This is a genomic window from Streptomyces sp. NPDC032091 (assembly GCF_055580265.1).
Genome location: NZ_JBVILR010000002.1, coordinates 184,174 through 203,707, shown reverse-complemented (window position 1 = coordinate 203,707; position 19,534 = coordinate 184,174). Strand labels below are relative to the sequence as shown.

At 72.8% G+C, this 19,534-nt stretch carries 13 protein-coding genes; 6 read left to right on the top strand and 7 right to left on the bottom strand.

Annotated elements, in window-relative coordinates:
- Nucleotides 1-62: 62 nt before the first annotated feature.
- Both ACZ5NJ_RS03800 and ACZ5NJ_RS03795 read right to left on the bottom strand, forming a co-directional pair.
- Nucleotides 63-251, bottom strand: coding sequence for a DUF6381 family protein (locus ACZ5NJ_RS03800; RefSeq protein ID WP_468762387.1), 189 nt, complete (start codon nt 249-251; stop codon nt 63-65).
- Between the two features lie 176 nt (nt 252-427).
- The gene (locus tag ACZ5NJ_RS03795; protein WP_468762385.1) at nt 428-1,936 is read right to left on the bottom strand and encodes an MFS transporter; all 1,509 of its coding nucleotides are present in this window, start codon (nt 1,934-1,936) and stop codon (nt 428-430) included.
- A 141-nt stretch (nt 1,937-2,077) separates the two neighbouring features.
- On the opposite strand from ACZ5NJ_RS03795, the gene ACZ5NJ_RS03790 reads away from it, so the two are divergent.
- Nucleotides 2,078-2,797: a TetR/AcrR family transcriptional regulator C-terminal domain-containing protein gene (locus ACZ5NJ_RS03790; RefSeq protein ID WP_468762382.1), complete on the top strand. Its 720-nt coding sequence runs from the start codon at nt 2,078-2,080 to the stop codon at nt 2,795-2,797.
- The gene (locus ACZ5NJ_RS03785; RefSeq protein ID WP_468762380.1) at nt 2,790-3,125 is read left to right on the top strand and encodes a DUF6204 family protein; all 336 of its coding nucleotides are present in this window, start codon (nt 2,790-2,792) and stop codon (nt 3,123-3,125) included. The genes ACZ5NJ_RS03790 and ACZ5NJ_RS03785 overlap by 8 nt, the downstream gene beginning before the upstream one ends.
- A gap of 44 nt (nt 3,126-3,169) precedes the next feature.
- Here ACZ5NJ_RS03785 and ACZ5NJ_RS03780 read toward each other — a convergent pair whose 3' ends face one another.
- Both ACZ5NJ_RS03780 and ACZ5NJ_RS03775 read right to left on the bottom strand, forming a co-directional pair.
- Nucleotides 3,170-3,820 carry a response regulator transcription factor gene (locus ACZ5NJ_RS03780; RefSeq protein ID WP_468762378.1) on the bottom strand — a complete coding sequence of 217 codons (651 nt, stop codon included), beginning with the start codon at nt 3,818-3,820 and terminating at the stop codon, nt 3,170-3,172.
- Nucleotides 3,814-4,899 (bottom strand): sensor histidine kinase, encoded by a 1,086-nt coding sequence (locus ACZ5NJ_RS03775; RefSeq protein WP_468762376.1) that lies wholly within the window; start codon nt 4,897-4,899, stop codon nt 3,814-3,816. Before ACZ5NJ_RS03775 ends, ACZ5NJ_RS03780 begins: the two co-directional genes overlap by 7 nt.
- 214 nt (nt 4,900-5,113) lie before the next feature.
- Here ACZ5NJ_RS03775 and ACZ5NJ_RS03770 point away from each other — a divergent pair, with 214 nt between their 5' ends.
- Nucleotides 5,114-6,403: a tannase/feruloyl esterase family alpha/beta hydrolase gene (locus tag ACZ5NJ_RS03770; protein ID WP_468762374.1), complete on the top strand. Its 1,290-nt coding sequence runs from the start codon at nt 5,114-5,116 to the stop codon at nt 6,401-6,403.
- 13 nt (nt 6,404-6,416) lie between these two features.
- Here the strand turns inward: ACZ5NJ_RS03770 and ACZ5NJ_RS03765 are convergent, their stop codons facing one another.
- Entirely contained in the window at nt 6,417-9,278 is a 2,862-nt protein-coding gene (locus ACZ5NJ_RS03765) for a peroxidase family protein (protein WP_468762372.1), read from the bottom strand.
- A 293-nt stretch (nt 9,279-9,571) separates the two neighbouring features.
- Between ACZ5NJ_RS03765 and ACZ5NJ_RS03760 the strand changes: the two genes are divergently transcribed.
- Together ACZ5NJ_RS03760 and ACZ5NJ_RS03755 are read left to right on the top strand one after the other, a co-directional pair.
- Complete coding sequence (locus ACZ5NJ_RS03760) at nt 9,572-10,960, top strand: hypothetical protein (RefSeq protein WP_468762370.1); 1,389 nt, start codon at nt 9,572-9,574, stop codon at nt 10,958-10,960.
- A 22-nt stretch (nt 10,961-10,982) separates the two neighbouring features.
- Nucleotides 10,983-14,072, top strand: coding sequence for a hypothetical protein (locus ACZ5NJ_RS03755; protein ID WP_468762368.1), 3,090 nt, complete (start codon nt 10,983-10,985; stop codon nt 14,070-14,072).
- An 11-nt stretch (nt 14,073-14,083) separates the two neighbouring features.
- Here the strand turns inward: ACZ5NJ_RS03755 and ACZ5NJ_RS03750 are convergent, their stop codons facing one another.
- Both ACZ5NJ_RS03750 and ACZ5NJ_RS03745 read right to left on the bottom strand, forming a co-directional pair.
- Entirely contained in the window at nt 14,084-18,277 is a 4,194-nt protein-coding gene (locus ACZ5NJ_RS03750; protein ID WP_468762366.1) for an nSTAND1 domain-containing NTPase, read from the bottom strand.
- 4 nt (nt 18,278-18,281) lie between these two features.
- Complete coding sequence (locus ACZ5NJ_RS03745) at nt 18,282-18,623, bottom strand: CU044_2847 family protein (protein ID WP_468762364.1); 342 nt, start codon at nt 18,621-18,623, stop codon at nt 18,282-18,284.
- Between the two features lie 180 nt (nt 18,624-18,803).
- Here ACZ5NJ_RS03745 and ACZ5NJ_RS03740 point away from each other — a divergent pair, with 180 nt between their 5' ends.
- Nucleotides 18,804-19,367, top strand: a complete 564-nt coding sequence (locus ACZ5NJ_RS03740; RefSeq protein ID WP_468762362.1) for a DUF6817 domain-containing protein — start codon at nt 18,804-18,806, stop codon at nt 19,365-19,367.
- The last annotated feature ends 167 nt before the right edge of the window (nt 19,368-19,534 follow it).

Sequence of the window (19,534 nt, the reverse complement as noted above, 5' to 3'; positions counted from 1 at the left end):
CCCGCCGTCGGGCCGGCGCCGGCGCCGGCGGCCGAAGCGGTCGCCGGGTCCGCGTTCCGCGGCTACATGGGGTCCATGGTCCCGCTGCCGCGGCCGTTCTGCTGCTCGCTCTTCTCGCGGATGCGCAGGGCCTTGTCCCTCAGCCGCTGCTGTTCCGCGGGGTCCGTCGCCCGCTGGGCCGCCTGCTCCAGCTCCTGGGCCTTGTCCCGCATCTCCCGGGCTCGTTCGCTCGGCGCGCTGTCGTCGCTCATGACCGGTCCTCGTCCTGGTAGGGGAATGTGCGCACCCCGAGCCAAACAGGACCGGGCCCCGCCCGCCACCGGAGCCGGATCGAACGGGGGCGGGAGGGCGGTGGTGCCGTCCGGGGCGGCGGCGGGAGGGCGGTGGTGCCGTCCGGGGCGGCGGGGGTGCGGTGGCGGTCCTCTTCCTACCGTCGTGCCGCTTCCGGCCGCGGGGCCGGGCGTTCGCCGGCGGCCGGCGGCGCGACGCCCCGTCGTGGGCGCAGGAGCAGTGCGACCAGGAGCGCCGCGGCGGCCAGTGCGGCGCTGCCGCAGCGCAGCGCGAGGTGCAGGGCGTCGATGAAGGCGGCGTCGACGGCATCACGGACGGGGGCGGGGAGCGCGGCGGTGCCGTCCGAGGCCGTGCCGGGGAGATGGCGGCCGACTTCGGCAGGTACGCCGAGCCGGTGGAGGGTGTCGGTCAGGGTGGCGGTGAGCCGGCTGCCGAGCACGGCTCCGAGGACGGCGACGCCGATGACTCCGCCGATCTCGCGCAGGGTGTTGAGGGTCGCGGAGGCCATCCCGGCCCGCGCCGGGTCGACGCGCCGCATGACCGTGATGGACACGGGGGTGAACGTCATCCCCATGCCGAGGCCCATCACGAGCAGGACCCAGACGTACTGCGCGTAGTGGGCGTGCGCGCCGTAGCACGAGAGGGCGCCGAGTCCCGTGGCGCACAGGGCCAGGCCGGTGACCAGCGGCAGCCGCGGGCCGTGGCGTGAGGTGAGCGCGCCCGACAGCGGCGCGGCGACGACGATCATCGCGGTCATCGGCAGGCCCGCCACACCCGCGTCCGACGGGGACCAGCCCATCACGTCCTGCATGAGCAGCGGCAGGAAGAACGCCGCCCCGAACATGCCGAAGCTGGTCATGAAGCCGCTCACCGCGGCACCGGTCAGCACCCGGTCCCGGAAGAAGCGCAGGTCGAGCATCGGGTCGGCGCTGCGGGCCTCGACCACGACGAAGGCGGGCAGGGCCAGCAGCGCCACGGCGGCCAGGGCGAGCACCCGAGGGTCGGTCCAGCCCCGGGCGGGCCCCTCGATCAGCGCGTAGACCAGCGCTCCGCACCCCAGGGCGGAGAGCGCCTGGCCCGGCAGGTCCAGCCGCCTGGTGCGCGCCGCGAACTCGGGGAGGACCCGGGCCGCGAGCGCCAGCCCCGCCACCCCGACGGGGACGTTGACCCAGAAGACGGCGGCCCAGCCGAAGGTGTCCACGATCGGCCCGCCCAGCACCGGGCCGACGGCGAGACCCAGTGCGGAGACGCCCGACCACAGGCCGACCGCCCTGGCCCGCTCCTTCTCGTCCGTGAATACGTGGCGCAGGATGGACAGGCTGCCCGGTGTGAGCAGCGCCGCCCCGAGGCCCTGGAACATCCGGGCGGCGATCAGTGCGCCGGTCGAGCCGGACAGCGCCGCGGCCGCCGAGCCCGCGGTGAAGGCGGCCAGGCCGGTGAGGAAGATCCGCCTGCGGCCGTAGCGGTCGCCGAGGGTGCCGCCGGTGAGCAGCAGGGCCGCGTAGACCAGGCTGTATCCCTCCACCACCCACTGGAGCCCGCTGACGCCGGAGTGCAGTTGCCGCCCGATGCGGGGCAGCGCGTTGTTGACGATGACGTTGTCGAGCATCGCCATGAACATCGTGGCGCACAGTGTGGCGAGCACGAGCCCTTTGTGTCGGGCGGGCGGCTTCATCCTCACAACTCCCTAACAGTGTTAGTCGCAGGTTCGGTGCGGCTAGACTGCCTCTAACGGTGTTAGTTGGCAAGCGGGATTCCCAGCGGGACCCCGAGAAGGAGGTGGCCGATGGCCGCGGAGGGCAGGGGCGACGACACCCCGCAGCAGCCGGGACTCACCCGCCAGGCGGTCGTCCGGGCCGCCCTGCGCGTGCTGGAGCGCGAGGGCGTGGGCGGCCTGTCGATGCGCAAGCTCGCCTCCGAGCTGGGGGTGAAGGCGGCCTCGCTGTACTGGCACGTGCGCAACAAGGAGGAACTGCTCGACCTGCTCACCGACGAGCTCATGGCCGACGCGCAGGCGCCGCCCCGGGAGGGCGACTGGCGACAGCAGCTGCGCGAGTACTGCCTGCGCTACCGCCGGCACCTGCTCGGCAAGCGCGACGCCGCCAAGGTCGTCGCGGGCCGGCTCGCCCCCGGCCCGCACCTGCTGCGCCTGATGGAGGACCAGCTCGGCCGCCTGCGCGAGGCCGGCTTCTCCGACGCGGACGCCGCCATGATCAATTACCTGCTCGGCGCGTTCGTCCAGGGCTTCGTGCTCCAGGAGCAGGGGCCCCTCTCGGCGTCCGAGGCCATGGGCGCAGACCGCCGGGAGGTCGCCACGGCCGCGGGGGAGCAGCTGCGGCAGCTGCCGCGGGAGACCTTCCCCCACCTGGTCGCCCTCGCCGGCGACCTGACCGGCCCGTCCATGGAGGCACGCTTCTCCTTCGCCCTCGAACGCCTCCTGGACGGACTGGCCGCCCTGCTGGAGCAGGGCTCCGACGCACGAAACGAAGGGACGTCCCATGAGTGAGCGCACCTACCGAGTCATCGTCCGCGGCGTGTTCGCCGACCTCGACGACACCCGGCGCACCGAACTCCTCGCCACCGCCGACGCACACGACATCCTCAGGGCCGCTTTCACCGACGACGGCACCCTCGTCTACGACCGGGAGCTGCGCGCCTTCTCCTTCCGCTGCGTGGTCCGGCAGGCCGCCGACCTGGAGGACGAGGCCGCGGGCGGTACGGCCTGCGCCCGGGCGGCCGCGGCCCTCGCCGCACGCGGCATCGGACACGGGGCACTGCGGACGAAGGTCACCAGCGTGGACGACATGAAGATCCGCCGGCCCCGCCGGGGCTGATCGAGACGTCGGTCGAGCGGCTGGGCGAGCGCCCGGCCCGCCGCTCAGATCAGCCCGTTGTCCCGCGCGTAGAGCGCCGCCTGGGTCCGGTCCCGCAAGCCCAGCCGGCCCAGCACGCGGGAGATGTGGTTCTTGACGGTGCCCTCGCTCAGGTACAGCCGGGCGGCGATCTCCCGGTTCGTGGCACCCGCGGAGATGAGCCGCAGCACCTCCGTCTCCCGCGGCGTCAGCAGATCGGGGGCGGGGGCGGGGGCGCCGGCGGCCAGCGCGGCGAGGACCGTCTGATCGAACTGGGCGACCCCCGCGTGCGCCAGGCGGACCGCCTGGGCGAGTTCCGCCGCGGGAAGGTTCTTCAGCAGGTAGCCGACCGCGCCCGCCTTCAGCGCCCGGCCGACGTACTCGTCGTCGTTGAAGGTCGTCAGCATCACGATCCGGCAGCCGGGCAGTTGCCGGCGCAGCAGCGCCGTGGCGGTCACCCCGTCCATGCCCGGCATCCGGACGTCCATCAGCACCACGTCGGGGCCGGACCGCCCGGCCACGTCCACGGCCTCCGCTCCGTCACGCGCGCTGCCCACCACCTCGATGCCGGGCTGGAGCCCGAGCAGTGCGGCGATGCCCTCGCGGACGAGGTCCTGATCGTCGACCACCAGGACGCGTACGCTCGCCCCCTCCTGCGCCACGGGCCCGTTCACCACGGCACCCCCACCGTCAGCGACGTGCCCCGGTCCGAACTGGACAGCTCCAGCGTCCCCTCGGCCAGGCGGACGCGTTCCCGCAGCCCGGCCAGGCCGAAGCCCTCCTCGGCCCCGCCCAGACCGCTGCCGTTGTCCGTGACGCGCAGGCTCGCCCCGTGGTCGTCGTAGCGGACCCGCACGCCGATCTCGGTCGCTCCCGAATGCCGGCAGGCGTTGGTGAGGCCCTCCTGCGCCGCCCGGTACAGCACCAGCAGCGGCCGCCGCTCGACGCCCGACACGTCCAGGGAAATCCGACGGGCGCCGCCGTCCAGGTGGTGGACGAGGTCGGCCAGCGTCCGGGCGAGGCCCACCGGTTCCGACTCCGCCTCGGGGCCCAGGGTGCGCACGGATGCCCGTACCTCGTCCAGGGCCCGGTTCGCCGACCAGCGGGCGTGGGACACGGCCTGCGCGGAGGCGGCCGGATCGAGGGCGGCGAACGCCTCGGCCTTCTCCAACTGGATGCCGATCGCGGTGAGGTGGTGCCCGAGACTGTCGTGGATCTCGCGGGCCAGCCGGTTGCGCTCCCGGGCGGCGGACAGCTGCGCCACCTGCGCGAGGGTGTCCTCCAGCCGCCCCCGGGCCCGCCGCTCCCGTACGGCGACCGCCGCCGTCGCCAACGCCAGCACGACACCCAGCGCGAACATCAGCAGGTCGGAGATGTACTCGGCGCGCACCGCCCAGCCCGGCACCCACAGCGTGAACGCGCCCGCCAGCAGGGCCACACAGCCCGCACCGAGCCAGAGCGCGGCGGCCGGCCCGAACGCGAAGAACCCCAGGAACGGCACCAGCACGAACAGCACCCGCGAGAGCCCCGAGACGTCCAGGGCCGCCACCGCGCAGAGCAGCACCGCCCTGAGGACGAACACGGTGCCCTCCGGTATCCGCCACACCCTCCCGTCGAGCAGGGCCAGCGCACCCAGCAGCGCCGCGAACCCGCCGGTGCGGGCGCCGAAACCCGGACCGATCGCGGCGTAGTAGAGGCCCCCCGCCAGCACCGCCCCGTACAGGACGGCGGGTATCCAGGGCACGGGACGCGGCATCGGAGGACCTCCTCGGGAATCCCGTGCACCCGCACGGTCCCCGCAGCCTACGCACCCCCACGCGCCCGCCCGCACCCCGCGGCCAACGGGGTGCGGGATATGGCCAGAGGTCATGTGCCCGCCGGCCCGGCCCACCCCTGCCGCTTCGCACTTACCCCGCATGACCTGCGGTTCCTAGATTTCTCGGCATCACCACCGCACGAGATGAGGACTCATGCAGCTGCGTTCCCTCGCCCTCGCACCCCTGCTGATGGCAACCGTCCTGACCGCCCCGGCGGCCGCCCGGACCGGCCCCGCCGACATCAGGGTCCCCGGCGCCGAACACACCGTCTCCGCCCGCCTCACCGATCTGACCACCACGGGCACCCGGCTCACCGGGCACACGGATCAGGCCGACTGGGCGGGCCTGGAGGCTCCGGGCACCACGACCCCCTCAGGCGTCCCCGGCATCCAGATCGACGGCTACTTCCCCGACACGTCCACCACCAACAGCAACGTCAACTACGGCTGGAAGCACGACAGCCAGTTCGTCATCCGGCTGCCCGACCACTGGAACGGCGGGCTCGTCGTCGCCGGACCGCCGGGACTGCGCAAGCAGTACGCCAACGACCGCATCATCAGCGACCAGGTCCTCGCCAAGGGATACGCCTACGCCGCCACCGACAAGGGCAACACCGGCCCCGAGATCTACAAGGACGGGGACCGCCCCGGCGACGCCATTCTGGAATGGCACCGCAGGGTCACCGAACTCACCGTCGCCGCCCAAAAGGTCACCGACCGGCACTACGGGCGCAGCCCGCGCTTCACCTACGCCGCCGGCCTCTCCGCGGGCGGCTACCTCGTCCGCTGGCAGCTCGAACACCGACCCGACCTCTACACCGGCGGCCTCGACTGGAACGCCCTCACCTTCACCCCCGGCGGCGGCCTCCTCGCCACCCTCCCGCCCGCCCTGCGCGCCTACCCCCGCTACGACAAGGGCGACCGAACCGCCCAGGCCGCCCTGCTCGCCGCCGGCTATCCCAAGGGCTCCGAACCCCAGTGGGGCTGGCACTACGACAAGCAGTGGAACCTCCTCCAGCGCGTGATCCGCGAGGAGCTCGACCCCGACTACGACGGCCCCGGAGCCCCCCAGCCCGGCACCCCGCCCTGCCCCGTGGGCACCGGAGCCGGCTGCGACACCGACTACGACTTCGCCTCCCGCCCCCGGGCCGTGCACGAGGCCGTGGAGCGGATCTCCCTCACCGGGAACATCCGCCGCCCCCTCATCAGCATCCAGGGCAGCCTCGACGCCCTCACCCCGCCGGCCGACTTCGGCGACGCCTACCACCGCATGGTCACCGACGCCGGCCGCGGAGGCCTGCACCGCTACATCATGGTGGAGGGCGGCGCACACACCGACGGCCTCGTCCCGCTCGACAAGGACCACCTCCGCCCGATGCTGGGCTCCTTCACCGGGGCCCTGACCGACCTCGAACTCTGGACCCGGCCCACCTCCGCCTCCTGACCTCCCGGCCCGCTCATCCGTGGCCCCCCGCGGCGCCGTTCGCGGGGGTCACGCGCCAGGGGGCGAACGCGCTCGTCGTGCGCGGCAGGGAGGCCGCCAGTTCGGGGCAGTGCCGCAGTACCACGCTGGTCATGCCGTTGCGTTCGATCCAGTCCATGCCCAGCGGCGTGTACACCTCGGGCCTGAAGTCCACGGTGAGGAAGCGGTCGCTCTGCAGGCGTCGCGTGGCCATCAGGATGAAGATGCGGAAGGCCGTGTCGCTGAAGCCGAAGCCGTGCGGCGGGTTCTCGGCGAAGAGCCCCACCATGGTGTCGACGTGATCGACCTCGCGGTAGACCTCCTTCAGGCGGGCGACCGTCTCGGCGTCGGAGGACAGGTCTTCGAACCGTCGCAGGCGCGGTTTGTGCAGGCCGGCCCGGAAGTCGTTGTACCGGGGGACCCCGCGGCGCCGAGTCCGTACCAGGTCGACCACGGACAGATCGATGATCTCGCCGTCCCGCTCGAACGCCTGGAGGGCCCGCGGATAGTTGTGCAGGGTGATCGCGCCGGGATGGGCCGTGCCGAGCGAGTACAGCGAGTTGGCCAGACCGGTCTTGCGCATCAGCGGTTCCGTGGCGGAGCCCTGGACGTCGTTGAACCCGAGGGTGTCCAGGCGCCGGCCGAGGCGGTGGTCCACGATCTCGAAGTCGTCGGGGAGCAGCGGGTGCATGCGGTAGACGGTGACGAAGTCCTCGGTGAGGGAGTACGGAGCGGCGTGGTGGTCCGGCAGGGTCTTCGGGATGCCGGTCAGCGCGTGCGATTCGAAGAGCCACAGGCCCAAGTGGTCGAGCCATTTGTTCGGCGGTCCCTGCCAGTTGGTCTTCAGCCCGATGTCGATCACTTCGGTGGCGAGGATCGCGGGAGTCCACTCCACGGTGTGGATCTTCGCGATGAGGGCCGAGACGACCAGCCGTGCCGTCTGGTAGACGCGTTCCTCCGTCAGCCGGGGGTATTCCCGCCGCAGCGCCTCGCACACGACGTTGTGCTCCCGGGCGAAGAGGGTCTGCATCGCGCTGAGACCGAACCACCAGCTCTCCGCGAACCCGGTGAGCGGGAGGCCGTCCGGCCCGACCGGGAGGTGGCCGTCGTCCAGCCGCAGGGCGGCGCCGCCGTCCGGTTCGCGCAGCGACCTGCCGGTCGCCGTGTCCCCGCCGTAGATCTCCGATCCGTCCCACCAGTGGGACGCCGCGTCGGCGAAGAGCGTGGGCGGCCCCGTGCCGTCGGCCGGGTGCAGCCCCTCGTTCTCGGCGAAGCGCATCACCTTCTCGGGAGGCCCGCCCGGTGTGTTCCTCCACGTCACGTCGGGCGGGAGCGGTACCTCGACGCTCTTCGTACCGGTCGGGTAGCGCTTGTGGTTGACCCAGTCGTGGACCTGGAACTGGATCCAGGCGGCGGCCAGGATGTTGAGCGAACGCGCCGGGATGAAGGCGTCCCGGCGCAGCAGTTCCCTGCTGACCGTGACCGGGTTGGGCACGTCGAACAGCTCCGGCCGGTAGACCGGCGGCAGGTTGCGGCCGAAGGCGGCCCCGACGGCGCCCATGTGCGGCGCGGACAGGTCGTTGTAGGTGCCGTCGTAGCTCCGCGCGACCCGCATGTCCTCGTCGATGGCCGCCGGCACGGGCCGGGTCCTGGGCGGAGCCTCGTGCACGTCGGTGTCGATCAGGTTGGACCGCCGCAGCTGCTGGCGCAGGGCCACGAGGTTCAGCAGGCCGAGGGGGACGGGCAGCCGGTGCCAGGGGACGAACCGGTTGAGGCCGCGGAAGGCGCGGCGCAGCGGCACGCCCAGTACGGCATTGCGCCGGGGTTCGACGTTGGCGAACCGCTGGCCCAGGCGGTGGGCGCTGCTGGCCTCGTAGGCGACCTTGCGGGCGCGGTTGAGGTTTCCGAGCGGCCGGAACGCCTCGGTGCTGTTCCACGGGTTGAAGGCGAGCTGTTCGACCCGAGCGGCCGCGGCCCGGGCCCCGGCGGAGTCGATGTCCTGGCGCGGGACGGTGAGGGTGGCCACGCGGACGGGCGGGGTGTCCTGTTCCCTCCACTCCGCCGCGCCGTCCTCGACGGGTGTGCGGCGGGCGTCCACGTAGCGCTGGACGTACAGCCCGAAGACGACGTCCGCCTTCTCCAGCCGCTGCGCGAGTTCGCGGTGCAGGTGGTCGGGGTCACCGGGGGAGGGGTCCGGGGCCGGCGGAGCGTCCCCGGCCGGGCGCAGCTGGTACCGGACCGGTCCCGCGGCGCCCCACAGGATGGCGCCGCGGCTCCAGTACGTCTCCAGGGCCAGGCTGCGCACGGTGTGGCGGGTACCGGCCCGCACGGTGCGGCGCATGCGCGCGGCGGTGGACCAGCCGACCGCGAGCGGCAGCCTGACGAACAGGGCGAAGGCCTTGCGCGGGGTGGAGTCGGCGCCCGCCATCGCCTTCGCGAAGGCGACGAACTCGCGGGCGTCGCGTGCGTGCGAGACCGGATGGTTCGTCATGAGCAGGTCGTGCGCCTCGTCCGGCCCGGCCGCGATGCGCAGTGCCGCCCCGCGCAGATCGGGCGCCTGGTCCGGCCGGCGGGAGCCGTTCGCGTTCGAGAGCCGTACGGTGACGGGATACTCGGCGCCCGGGCTCGCGAAGCCGGTCCGCAGGTCCGAGGGCAGGTCGTCGACGAACCGCAGGCGGGCGTTCTCCGCGCCGAGGACCCCCTTGGCGTGGAACGCCCGCGCGACGCCGGCGGCGCCGCTGCGTTTCATGGACGTGAGCTGGACCCGCATGAGGTCACGGGCGAGCCGCTCGAAATGGAGCCGTTCCACCTCCGGGTGCCCGCCCACGTACCGCTCGTACCGGCCGATCTCGTCCATGTGTGCCTCTTCGCCAAGGCGCACCCCGTCGGCCGGACGCGAAGCCGGGGGCCGGGCCGGGGCGGCGCTGCGCGGCTGCCCGAGACCGGATACCGATCCTGCGGGCACCTCCGTTCCACACGGCAACCCTGACGCACCGGTGCGCCGGCGTCGCGCGGAACGGCGCAGACGGGTGCCGCGGGGCCCGCCCCGTGTGCGGAAGCGGGACGCACCACCCCGTGGCAAGCTGGATTCCGGCAGCCGACCGGCGGTACCGCCGGTCGTCCCCGATCCGGGGCGCGTGGAGGCCAGGTATGGACGACCCGCTGCACACCCGCGGCCGCGCCGGGTTCGAAGCCCTGCTGCACCGGCCCCTGCTCACGTCGATCTGGCGTCGCCGCACCCATCGCGTCAGCCGGGGCAGCTCCGTCGAGGCCGCTTCGATGAGCTGGGCCTCCGACGAACCGCGCACCCCGCTCACCGAGCTGGAAGAGGCCGTCCTGATCGCCATGACGGGGTGCTCCGGCCTCACCATGCCGGACCGTCCCTTCGCCGACCCGCGCAACGGCAAACCCATCATGGCCAAACCGAACCTCAACATGCCGGGCAGGACCGCCGGCAGCCCCGACAACGCCCAGGGCACGCACTTCTTCCTGATCAACGACACCGGCACCTACTTCCTGCGCAGACCGCCCCCTCCGGCCGACGGACCGACGGCGGAGTTCACCCCCGAGAACCTGTGCGCCCGCGCGGCCGCGGCGAAGGTGCGCCTGCTCGACCACCGCCTCGACGTACCGGAAGGCAAGCGGGACTTCCCCGCCTACCTGGACTCGAACCGCTTCCTGTCGAACCTGCCCGGGACCACGCTCCTCCTTCCCGTGGTGGACCTGTCACGGCAGTACATCAACGGTCTGATGTACCTGCTGACGCAGCCCGACGGGGCACGGCCGCTGATCGTCGACGACCGGAACCTCTACCGCCCGGCCGGCGTGCGCACGTGGGTGAAGTCGGGATTCCTGAACGAGGACATCAAGCTGCCGCTGGGCGCCATCTGGGCCATGCGCACCCAGATCGAGGCCGACCTACTGCTCCAGAACCTGATGCTCACCGCCGACGCCATGGGTCTCGGGGCCTGGATCCACGCGTCGCTCGCACCACCGATCATGCTGGGCGACCCGAAGTTCCGCGCCGACTACGGCCCCATGCTCGGCTTCGACTGGACCGTCCCGCGGTGGAGACCGGCGGACGTACTGCGCTGGCACGTGCCGCTGCCCCGCTACGCGAACCTGCGCGCGGCCCCCGTCGCCCTGCGTCACGACGGCGAGTACCTCATCAAGGCCATGTGCCCGCCCAACTACGGCAGCATGGCGGAAGCGGTGGACGCCGTCGTGGCGGGCAAGTTCGGGCCGAAGGGCATCTACGCCGACGAGGCGTTGTTCGCCCGGATCTACCGGGGCGACTTCGGCAGCCGCTACCTGCGCCAGGCCAGCGACTACTCCGCCGACGTCATCGCCTGCACCCGGGACATCTGCACCTACATCCACGAGACCCACGGACGGTTCCCCGCCCACTGCGACACCCTCCACGTGCCGGGCGTCTGGCTCCAGGCCCACCACGTCGAGAACGGCTACTACGAACGGTTCTTCCGGGACGGGCTGACCGACACGCACCGTACGCACGACCAGGACTGGCACGGGCGGTAGCCCGGGTCGCTACTCTGCGTGCATGCCGAATGCTCAGGCGCAGTTGAAGCTGCGAGAGGTGCCGGGCTGGGCGGTCGGGCTGTGCCTGTTCGGGCTCGTCGCCGGTGTCGCGATGGTCCTCTGGTACGGGGCGGCTCCGCCGTTCGGGGACAGGCCCCCCGGGAACGGGGAACTCCTGCTGCAGTTCGCGGCGACCCCCGCGGGAGCCCGCGCCCTCGTGAAGGCCGGCGGCGGACCCGAGCTCTTCCAGGACGGACTCGTGCTGGACTGGGGCTGGTTCATCCCCGGATACGCGGCGGCCCTCGCCGGGGCGTTCGGACTCGGCCACCTGCTCCTCTACCGGAAGGCCACGCGCCTGTGGGCCTTGCGGGGCCTGTTCCTCACCCCCGTGGCGGTGGCGGCGGACTGCGTGGAGAACGTCTTCCTCTGGAAGGCCCTGGACCGCATCAAGGCCGACCCGAACGGCCCCGTACCGCCCCTGGCCCACGTCCTGGGCGGTGGCCCGGAGCACGACCTGGAGCGGAACCTGCAGTGGGCGAGCCACTTCGCCCAGCTGAAATGGGCGCTCGCCCTCCCGCTGCTGGCGGCGGCGCTGCTGACCGTCGTCACCCTCTGCTCCCGCAACGTGCTGGCCCCCTCCCTGGTGAGGACCACGAGCAAGGGCCGCACCCGCCCCGTCGTGGAGTACGCCGACCAGCCCGCGGCGGACCGGACCGACCTGCCGGACGTGATCCTCCCGGCCGCCGCGCCCCACGACTGGGAACCCCTGTCCGAGTGGACCGCCCCCGACCCGGCGCGGCCACGCCTGACCGCGGACCCCGGGGACACCGCGGCGGCCCGCTGGCGCAACCGGAGCTACCAGCCGCCCTCCCGCACACCCGGGGAGCTCGGCTTCTGCGTCTCCGGCGGCGGCATCCGGTCGGCATCGGTCGCCCTCGGCGCCCTGCAGGCACTGCGGGCCGAACTGCTGGAGGCGGACTACCTGGTGTCGGTGTCCGGCGGCGGATACACCGCAGGCGCCCTCCAACTCGCCCTGACGGACGCCCGGTTCGTGGACGCGCAAGGCGCCCCCTCGGTACGGCGGCCCGGCCTCGCACAGCCCGCGGACGTGTTCGCGCCGGGCAGCCCGGAGGAGGACCACATCCGCCGGCACGCGAAATACCTGGCCGACGCCCCCAGGGAGAGGCTGCACGCCATCGGGGCGGTGCTGCGGGGGATGGCCGTCTCCTTCGGCATGCTGGCCCTCGTCTTCGCGGTGGTGGGCCAGTTCCTCAACGCGTTCTACTCGCGGCTCCCGCTGACCGACCTCCACCGCTTCGTCCCGCGGCCGAAGGTGTTCGTGCCGACCTGCCGGAACCCGGCGCTCCCCGTGTGCCCCGGGCCGCCGGAGACGTTCCTTCCGCCCTTCCACCTGTACCCGGGCGCCTGGCAGCCCGTCCTCGCGCTGTTCGGCCTGGCCGGCCTGGTGTCGGTGGCCTTCGCCTTCGGCGGAGCCTGGACCAAGGCGTCCCGCCCCGCCTGGCTGCGCAGCATCGTGAAGGCGATCGTGGCGATGGCCGTGATGGTCGCCGTGCTCTCCATCGTCCTCCCGGCCGTGATCTGGTTCTTCGCCTGGCTGGCCCACGGACAGGGAGTGGTCTACAACGACGGCCGGGGACTGTCCCTGCTCGCCGCGCTCACCGGGGCGGCGGCCGCGCTCGGCACCTGGTTCACCGTCGTCCACAAGACGGTGAAGCAGCTGACGCCCGACGGCGGACGGACCGGCCCGTTCCGCAAGGGTGGTGGCCCCTCCCTGGTCGTCCAGGTCGGCGGCGGCTGGGTGAAAGCCGCGGTGTGCTGGCTGGTGCTGTTCCTGGTCGCGTTCTTCTACCTCGCCCTCATGACCTGGACGGCCGTCTACGCGGGCACCTGGACCATCTGGTGGAAGGCCGGGATCCCGATCGCCCTGATCGTCCTGTCGCTCGTGATCGACCAGACCACCTTCAGCCTGCACCCCTTCTACCGCCAACGGCTGGCGAGCGCCTTCGCCGTCCGCCGCGCGGTGCTGAAGGGCGGCTCGGTGGGCGCCCTGCCGTACGACTACAACCACGAGCCGACCCCGCTGCACCCCTACGCGGAGCGGGTTCCCGGCTTCCCCCAGGTCATCTTCGCCGCCTCGGCCGCCGTCTCGCTGCGCAACCGGACCGCACCCGGGCGCCCGGCCGTGCCCTTCACCTTCGCCTCCGACTACTGCGGCGGCCCCGACACCGGCTGGGTCCGCACCGACACCCTGCAGAGGACCGCCCCCGAGCTGATCGGGCGCGACCTGACCGTACAGTCCGCCGTCGCCGTGTCGGGAGCGGCCTTCGCCTCGGCGATGGGCTCCCAGACGATGTTCATGGAGCGGCTGCTCGCCCTGTCCAACGTACGGCTGGGCACCTGGGTTCCGAACCCCCTCTACATCGCGGAACTCGCGAAGTACGGCCCCGACCGGATCATGCCGCGGCTGCCCCGGGTACGCCGGCTGCGCTACCAGCTCCAGGAACTGGTGGGCTGGTTCTCGGACACCACCCCCCTGCTGCTGTGCACCGACGGCGGCCACTTCGACAACCTCGGCCTGGTCGAGATGCTGCGGCTGCGCTGCCGGACCGTCTACGTCGTCGACGCCTCCGGGGACACCCCGCCCCTGCCCACCACCCTCGCCCAGGCGGTGACGCTCGCCTACGAGGACCTCGGCGTGAAGATCACCTTCGACCGGGAGGAGGGCCGCAACCTGCTGGACCTGGTACCTGGCAGCGGGAAGCCCCTCTCGCCCGAGACGCCGATGGCCGCCCTGAACGCCCGCTTCTCCGCGACCTGCGTGGTGCGCGGAACGATCGAGTACCCGGAGGAGGTCGAGTTCTCGTCCGGCACCCCCAGGACCACCAAGGGAACGATCATCTTCATGAAGGCCACCCTGACCCCCGACATGCCGGAGGAACTGCTGAGCTACGCCCTGCGCGAGCCGGCCTTCCCCCGCCAGGCCACCTTCGACCAGTGGTTCGACCACGCCCAGTTCGACGCCTACCGCGAGCTCGGCCACCACCTCGGCAGCAGGGCCGCGGAGCTGCGCCCCGACACCCCGGCGGCATGACCGCCCGTCCCTCAGGGCTCGGGGGGACACACCCGGCCGCCCGGCGAGTCGGGCAGGTAGGCCTTCCGTTCCTGGTCCGTCAGATCGCGGTTGACGGCGTGGCAGATCTTGCGGATCGCTTCGTCGGGTGTGTAGAGGAGCATGTCCCACAGCTGCGTGGTGCCGTCGCCGCCGCCGGCGGCGATCGTACGCCCGTTGGGGCTGACGGCCGCCGACAGGATGCCGCTGCTCAGGAACACGGTAGCCCGCACGTCGTGGGTGGCGACGTCCCACAGCCGGACGGTGGCGTCCTGACCTCCGGTGACGAGGGTGCGTCCGTCGGCGCTGAACGCCACTGCGACCACATCGCTGCCGTGACCGGTCAAGGGTTCACTGCTCTCATGCGTGGCCACGTCCCACAGACGTACGGTCGTGTCCTTGCTGCCGCTGGCGAGGAGGGTTCCGTCAGGGCTGAACACCACCGTCCAGGGAATGCCGATGTGGCCGGTCAGCGGCGGGGCGCCCTTCCGCGTGGCAACGTCCCAGAGCCGGACCGTGTTGTCCCCCACCCCCGCGGCCAGCCGGTGGCCGTCGGGGCTGAACGCCACCGCGTACACGGGGTCGTCGAAGTGCGCGAACTCGGTGGCCGAGTTGTCCGCCGCCATGTCCCACAGACGGATGGTGCCGTCCTCGCCACCGGTGGCCAGGGTGTGGCGGTCGGAGCTGAACGCCACGGAGTACACCGCGCCGGCGTGCCGTTTCGGGGCACCCCGACTCCGGTGTGAGGCCACGTCCCACAGGTGCAGTTCTCCGTCCGACCCGACGGACGCCAGGGTGCGTCCGTCGGGGCTGAACGCCACGGAATACACCACACCTGTGTGGCCCTTCAGAACGGCGATCCTCTTGCGTGTGCGCACGTTCCACAGACGGACGGTCCCGTCGTAGCTGCCGGTGGCGAGGGTGAGGCCGCCCCCGGGGCTGAACGCCACCGACCGCACGGCGTTCTTGTGCTCCGCCAGGGAGGCGTGGTTCTTGCCCGGAGCCACGTCCCACAGCCGTGCGGTGTGATCGAAACTGCTGGTGGCCAGGGTGCGCCCGTCGGGGCTGAACGCAGCCGCGTCGATCGCGGCGTAGTGGCCGGTGAAGCTGGTGAGGACGGTGCCGCGGGCGACGTCCCACAGGAGTGCCGTGTTGTCGGAACCGCCGCTGGCGAGGGTGTGCCCGTCGGGGCTGAACGCCACCGCGTACACCGCGCCGACGTGTGCGAGCGGGGCGCCGGACTTTCCCGTCGCCACGTTCCAGAGCCGGACCGTCCAGTCGAAACCGGCGGTGGCGAGGGTGCGCCCGTCGGGGCTGAACGCCACCGAGTACACCGTATTGCCGTGGCCCGCGAGGGTGCGGGACGTCTCCGTGGCCAGGTCCCACAGCCGTGCGGTCTTGTCGGGGCCGCAGGTGGCGAGCGTGCGTCCGTCCGGGCTGAACGTCAGGGTGCTCACCGCGGCCGTGTGCCCCCTCAGGGTGCTACGGGTCGTCCGGGTGGCCAGGTCCCACAGCCGAACGGTGCTGTCCTTGCTCCCGGTGGCGAGGGTGCGTCCGTCGGGACTGAACGCCACCGAGTACACGGCCGCGCCGTGCCCTTCGAGGGTCTGGTACGTCCGCGTGCCCAGGTCCCACAGCCGTGCCGTGCGGTCGCTCTCGCCGGTGGCGAGCGTGCGTCCGTCCGGGCTGAAGGCCACCGACCAGATCTGCGTGCCATGGCTCGGGAGGGTGGTGCGGGTCCTGCCCGTGGCCGTGTCCCACAGCCGTACCGTGCCGTCGTGACCGCCGGTGGCGAGCGTGTGGCCGTCCGGGCTGTACGCCAGCCGGTCGACCTGGTCGGTGTGTCCGGCCAGCCGCCGTTGCAGCGGCAGGCTCGCCGCGTCCTCCACGCTGGAGACGGCGTCGGGAGTGTGCCGGGTGCGGTACGCCCGGACGGCCAGGAGCGAGGCGGTGTCCGGATCGGCGTCGATGAGGTCTTCCGCTCGCACCGCCACCTGACGGGACTGCGCCGTCAGGCGTTCGTCGCTGGCCCTGCGCCACTGCCAGAGCGCTCCTCCCGCGGCGAGCAGCGCCAGGACGAGCAGTGCGGCCAGCACCGCGTTGAGGCGCCTGCTGCGCCGGTGCGCGGCCTGCTGGTGCTCGTAACTGGCGGTGAGGAACGCCTCGATGCCGGCCGGCAGACGACGCTGCCGCGACCACTCGCGCCCTTCCGCGAGCGCCGTTCCGGCGAGCAGGTCTCCCGCGTCCTTGCGCTCCTCCCAGCGGGCGCGCCGGGTGCGGGTGTAGTCGAGCCACCCCTGGAAGCGGTGGTCCTCCCTGACCCACGCCCGCAGGGTGCCCCAGTCGCGGATGAGGGCGTCGTGGATGAGCTCGGCCACCGGCTGTGCCGCGGGGGCGCCGTGGACGAGGGACACCTGGGGCGTGTGGGTGACGATGATCCGGTGGCGGGCGAGGGCGTCGAGGACGGCGTCGATCAGCTCGCCGCCACCGGGTCCGGCACCCACGTCGGCCGCGAGTTCCCGCAGGTCCTGCAGCGGGACCTGCTCCCGCATGGCGGGGATGCTGCGGCGGGTGTCGGCCGAGCGGACCAGCGAGGTGAGGATGCGCTGGGCGACGGGCAGGCCGCCGGGCGGCAGTTGGCGGAGCGCGGCGTCGCACCACGTGGTCAGGCTGCCGGTGACACCACCGATGCGCCGGTAGGCGTCGTGGGTGAGGAACCCCTCGCGGCGCCGCTGCCACAACTGGCTGAGGGTCAGTTCGAGCATGGGGAGGACGGTGACGGGCGCCCGGCGGGTCGTCGCCCCGTCGGGGGCGCCGGCGAGGACGTCGGCGATGATGCGCTCGGGCAGGCCCGCTTCGAAGTGGGCGCCGGCCTTCAGCGCGGGCTGGACGATGATGGCGTGCAGATCGTCCTGGCTCAGCGTGCTGGGGATGTTGAGCAGGCCCGGCATCGCCGCTTCGAGCAGCCTGGGGGCGAGGGCGGCCTGCCGGGGGTAGAAGTCGTCCCGCATGATCATGATCACGTAGAGCTCGGCGTGCGAGGTGATCGCGGCGGTGATCTGGTCGGTGGCGGCCAGCCGGCGCTCCTGCTCCCGGGGGGTCAAGGGGTCCGCGAGGAGCTCTTCGTACTGGTCGATGACCAGGACGACACGCTCGTGGCCCGGCTCGGCGGCCAGTCGGCGGGTCACGGCCTCGGCGATCCCGGCGGTCGCGGCCCCGGCCAGCCCCGCCCGTTCGAGCTCGGTCAGCAGGTCCTGCCTCGGCCGGGCCACCACGGGCAGCCAGCGGTCACTGCCGGGCAGTTCACCGGCGGCAAGGGCGGGCAGGACCCCCGCCTGGACCAGCGACGACTTCCCCGAACCCGAAGGACCGAGGAGCAGGGTCACGCGCTGCTGCGCGGCCAGGTTCTCCAGCACCTGCCGGACGGCGTCGCCGCGGCCCTCGAACCACTCGGCGTCCTCCACGGTGAACGATTCCAGCCCCCGGTAGGGGCACACGTCGTGCTCGACCAGGTCCGGCCAGACCTCCCGCAGCACCTGGGAGGGGGTGGCGTAGGCGATCCCCAGGCCCCGTTCGTACGCGTCGGGAGCGGTGATCTCTGTGAGCATGCCGATGACCAGGCCGGTCACCTCGTCGACGACCGGCCCGCCGCTGAAGCCGGTGGTCAGGTCATTGGCCGCGGTGAGCTGCAGGTGGACGCCGTGGCCTCCGGCGGCGGGCAACAGCCCGCCCGCCGTGCCGTATCCGAAGTGGCCGCCGACGGGTGCCTGGGCCGGGAAGCCGAACGAGTACACCGTATGGCCCCGTGAGCCGGCCGCGGACCCGAGTGCCGCGGGCGTGATGCCCGCGGTGACGTCGCGGCCGCCGGCCGCACCGTGCGTCGGCAGGCGTACGACGGCCACGTCCTCCTCGTCGGGGGAGCGCCACGCCTCCGCCACGACCAGTCCCTCGGTCTCGGGCACACCGTCCAGATGCGGGAAGGCCAGTCGCAGGCGGTCGCCCGGTCCGGCTCCGGCGTCGCGGACGACGTGGGCGCAGGTCATGAGGACGCCTTCGGCGACCAGGAAGCCGGCACCGGCCACCTCGCCGTCGGGCCCCAGGACCTGCGCCACGGCCCGGACCAGCTCCGCGGAGGGCGACTTCTGGTCGCCGCTCTCCTCGTGCGGTGGCGGGCCGGCGGTGTCCATGCGCTCAATCCGCCTGCCGGACCGGCCCCGGGCTGCTCTGCCTCTCCCACGCCATGGACACGCGCAGGTGCCCGCTGGCGCTGCTCTTGGTGATCACGGCGCCGGCCGCGAACGAGAGGTCGACACCGAACTCCACCGTGATCCCGTCGGGGGCCGCCTTGCGCAGCTGGTCGAGCACGGCGCTCGCCGCCTCCGTCACCGGGCCCAGGGCCGCCTGGAGGCTGGCGGGCAGTTCGTGGACGGTCTCGCCGAGGCGCCCCGCCTTCACCGGCCCTTCCACCGCCGCCGGAGCCTCGACCAGCAAGGAGCCGCCGTCCGCCAGGGGAATCCGCGCCAGATGGGTCACAGTTCCTCCTCGTCGGCCGCGTCCTGATCCGATGGTCATCGCAGCCGACGGCCGGCGCACCCAGGGTGACCCGGACGCATGACACTCCCCCCGGCCCGCGCACCGGCCCGCGCACCAGCCCGGGTGTCCGTATGCCGGTCCTGGTGTACGCCGGCGCGCGGACCTCGTCATCATGGGCCCATGACGACGAGCAGCGATGACCAGCACTCCGACTCGCCGGCGATAGCCCTGCTCAAGGAGCTGGGAGCGGAGACGACCAAGCACTCCGGAGGCACGCTCCTGGCCCACCTGCTGCGCGTCGAGGCGATGCTCGCCGCGTGGGGCGCGCGGCCCGCGCTGCGGACCGCGGCGCTGTGTCACGCCTTCTACGGCACCGACGGGCTGCCGCTGGTGCTCCTGGAGCTGTCCGAGCGGGACCGCCTGGCCGGGGTGATCGGCGGGGAGGCGGAGGAACTCGTGTACTTCTACGCCAGCTGCGACCGCAAGGCCTCCTACCCCACCCTCGCCGCACCGGCCGGGGCGGTGGTGACCTTCCGGGACCGGTTCACCGGCGAGGAGTTCACCCCGTCCCTGCAACGGCGTCGCGACTTCGCCGAGCTCACGGTGGCCAACGAGCTCGACCTGGCCAAGGTGAACGACTCCTTCCGCGAACGCAACGGGGCGGCCCTGCTCAGCCTGTTCACCCGCTGGACCCCCCTCCTGTCGGAGGCGACCCGCCGCGAGGTGACCGCGATCCTCGGCTGAGGCCCCGATACCGGGAGGCGACGCTGGGGGTGAGGTCACATTCGTCCAAGCCGCAGCCGTCCCGCGCCGCTACGTTCGAGCGCGGGGCCGGGCAGCGGCCGGGCGCAACCGGTCGCCCCACCGGCCCCGTTCGGGAGGGGGAACGGCGTGCACAGCGTGATCCGGCG

Coding starts and splice junctions, on each gene's coding strand:
- ACZ5NJ_RS03760 (WP_468762370.1), top strand. CDS start 9,572: ATGGACGACCCGCTGCACACCCGCGGCCGCGCCGGGTTCGAAGCCCTG.
- ACZ5NJ_RS03775 (WP_468762376.1), bottom strand. CDS start 4,899: ATGCCGCGTCCCGTGCCCTGGATACCCGCCGTCCTGTACGGGGCGGTG.
- ACZ5NJ_RS03740 (WP_468762362.1), top strand. CDS start 18,804: ATGACGACGAGCAGCGATGACCAGCACTCCGACTCGCCGGCGATAGCC.
- ACZ5NJ_RS03750 (WP_468762366.1), bottom strand. CDS start 18,277: ATGGACACCGCCGGCCCGCCACCGCACGAGGAGAGCGGCGACCAGAAG.
- ACZ5NJ_RS03755 (WP_468762368.1), top strand. CDS start 10,983: ATGCCGAATGCTCAGGCGCAGTTGAAGCTGCGAGAGGTGCCGGGCTGG.
- ACZ5NJ_RS03790 (WP_468762382.1), top strand. CDS start 2,078: ATGGCCGCGGAGGGCAGGGGCGACGACACCCCGCAGCAGCCGGGACTC.
- ACZ5NJ_RS03765 (WP_468762372.1), bottom strand. CDS start 9,278: ATGGACGAGATCGGCCGGTACGAGCGGTACGTGGGCGGGCACCCGGAG.
- ACZ5NJ_RS03785 (WP_468762380.1), top strand. CDS start 2,790: ATGAGTGAGCGCACCTACCGAGTCATCGTCCGCGGCGTGTTCGCCGAC.
- ACZ5NJ_RS03770 (WP_468762374.1), top strand. CDS start 5,114: ATGCAGCTGCGTTCCCTCGCCCTCGCACCCCTGCTGATGGCAACCGTC.
- ACZ5NJ_RS03800 (WP_468762387.1), bottom strand. CDS start 251: ATGAGCGACGACAGCGCGCCGAGCGAACGAGCCCGGGAGATGCGGGAC.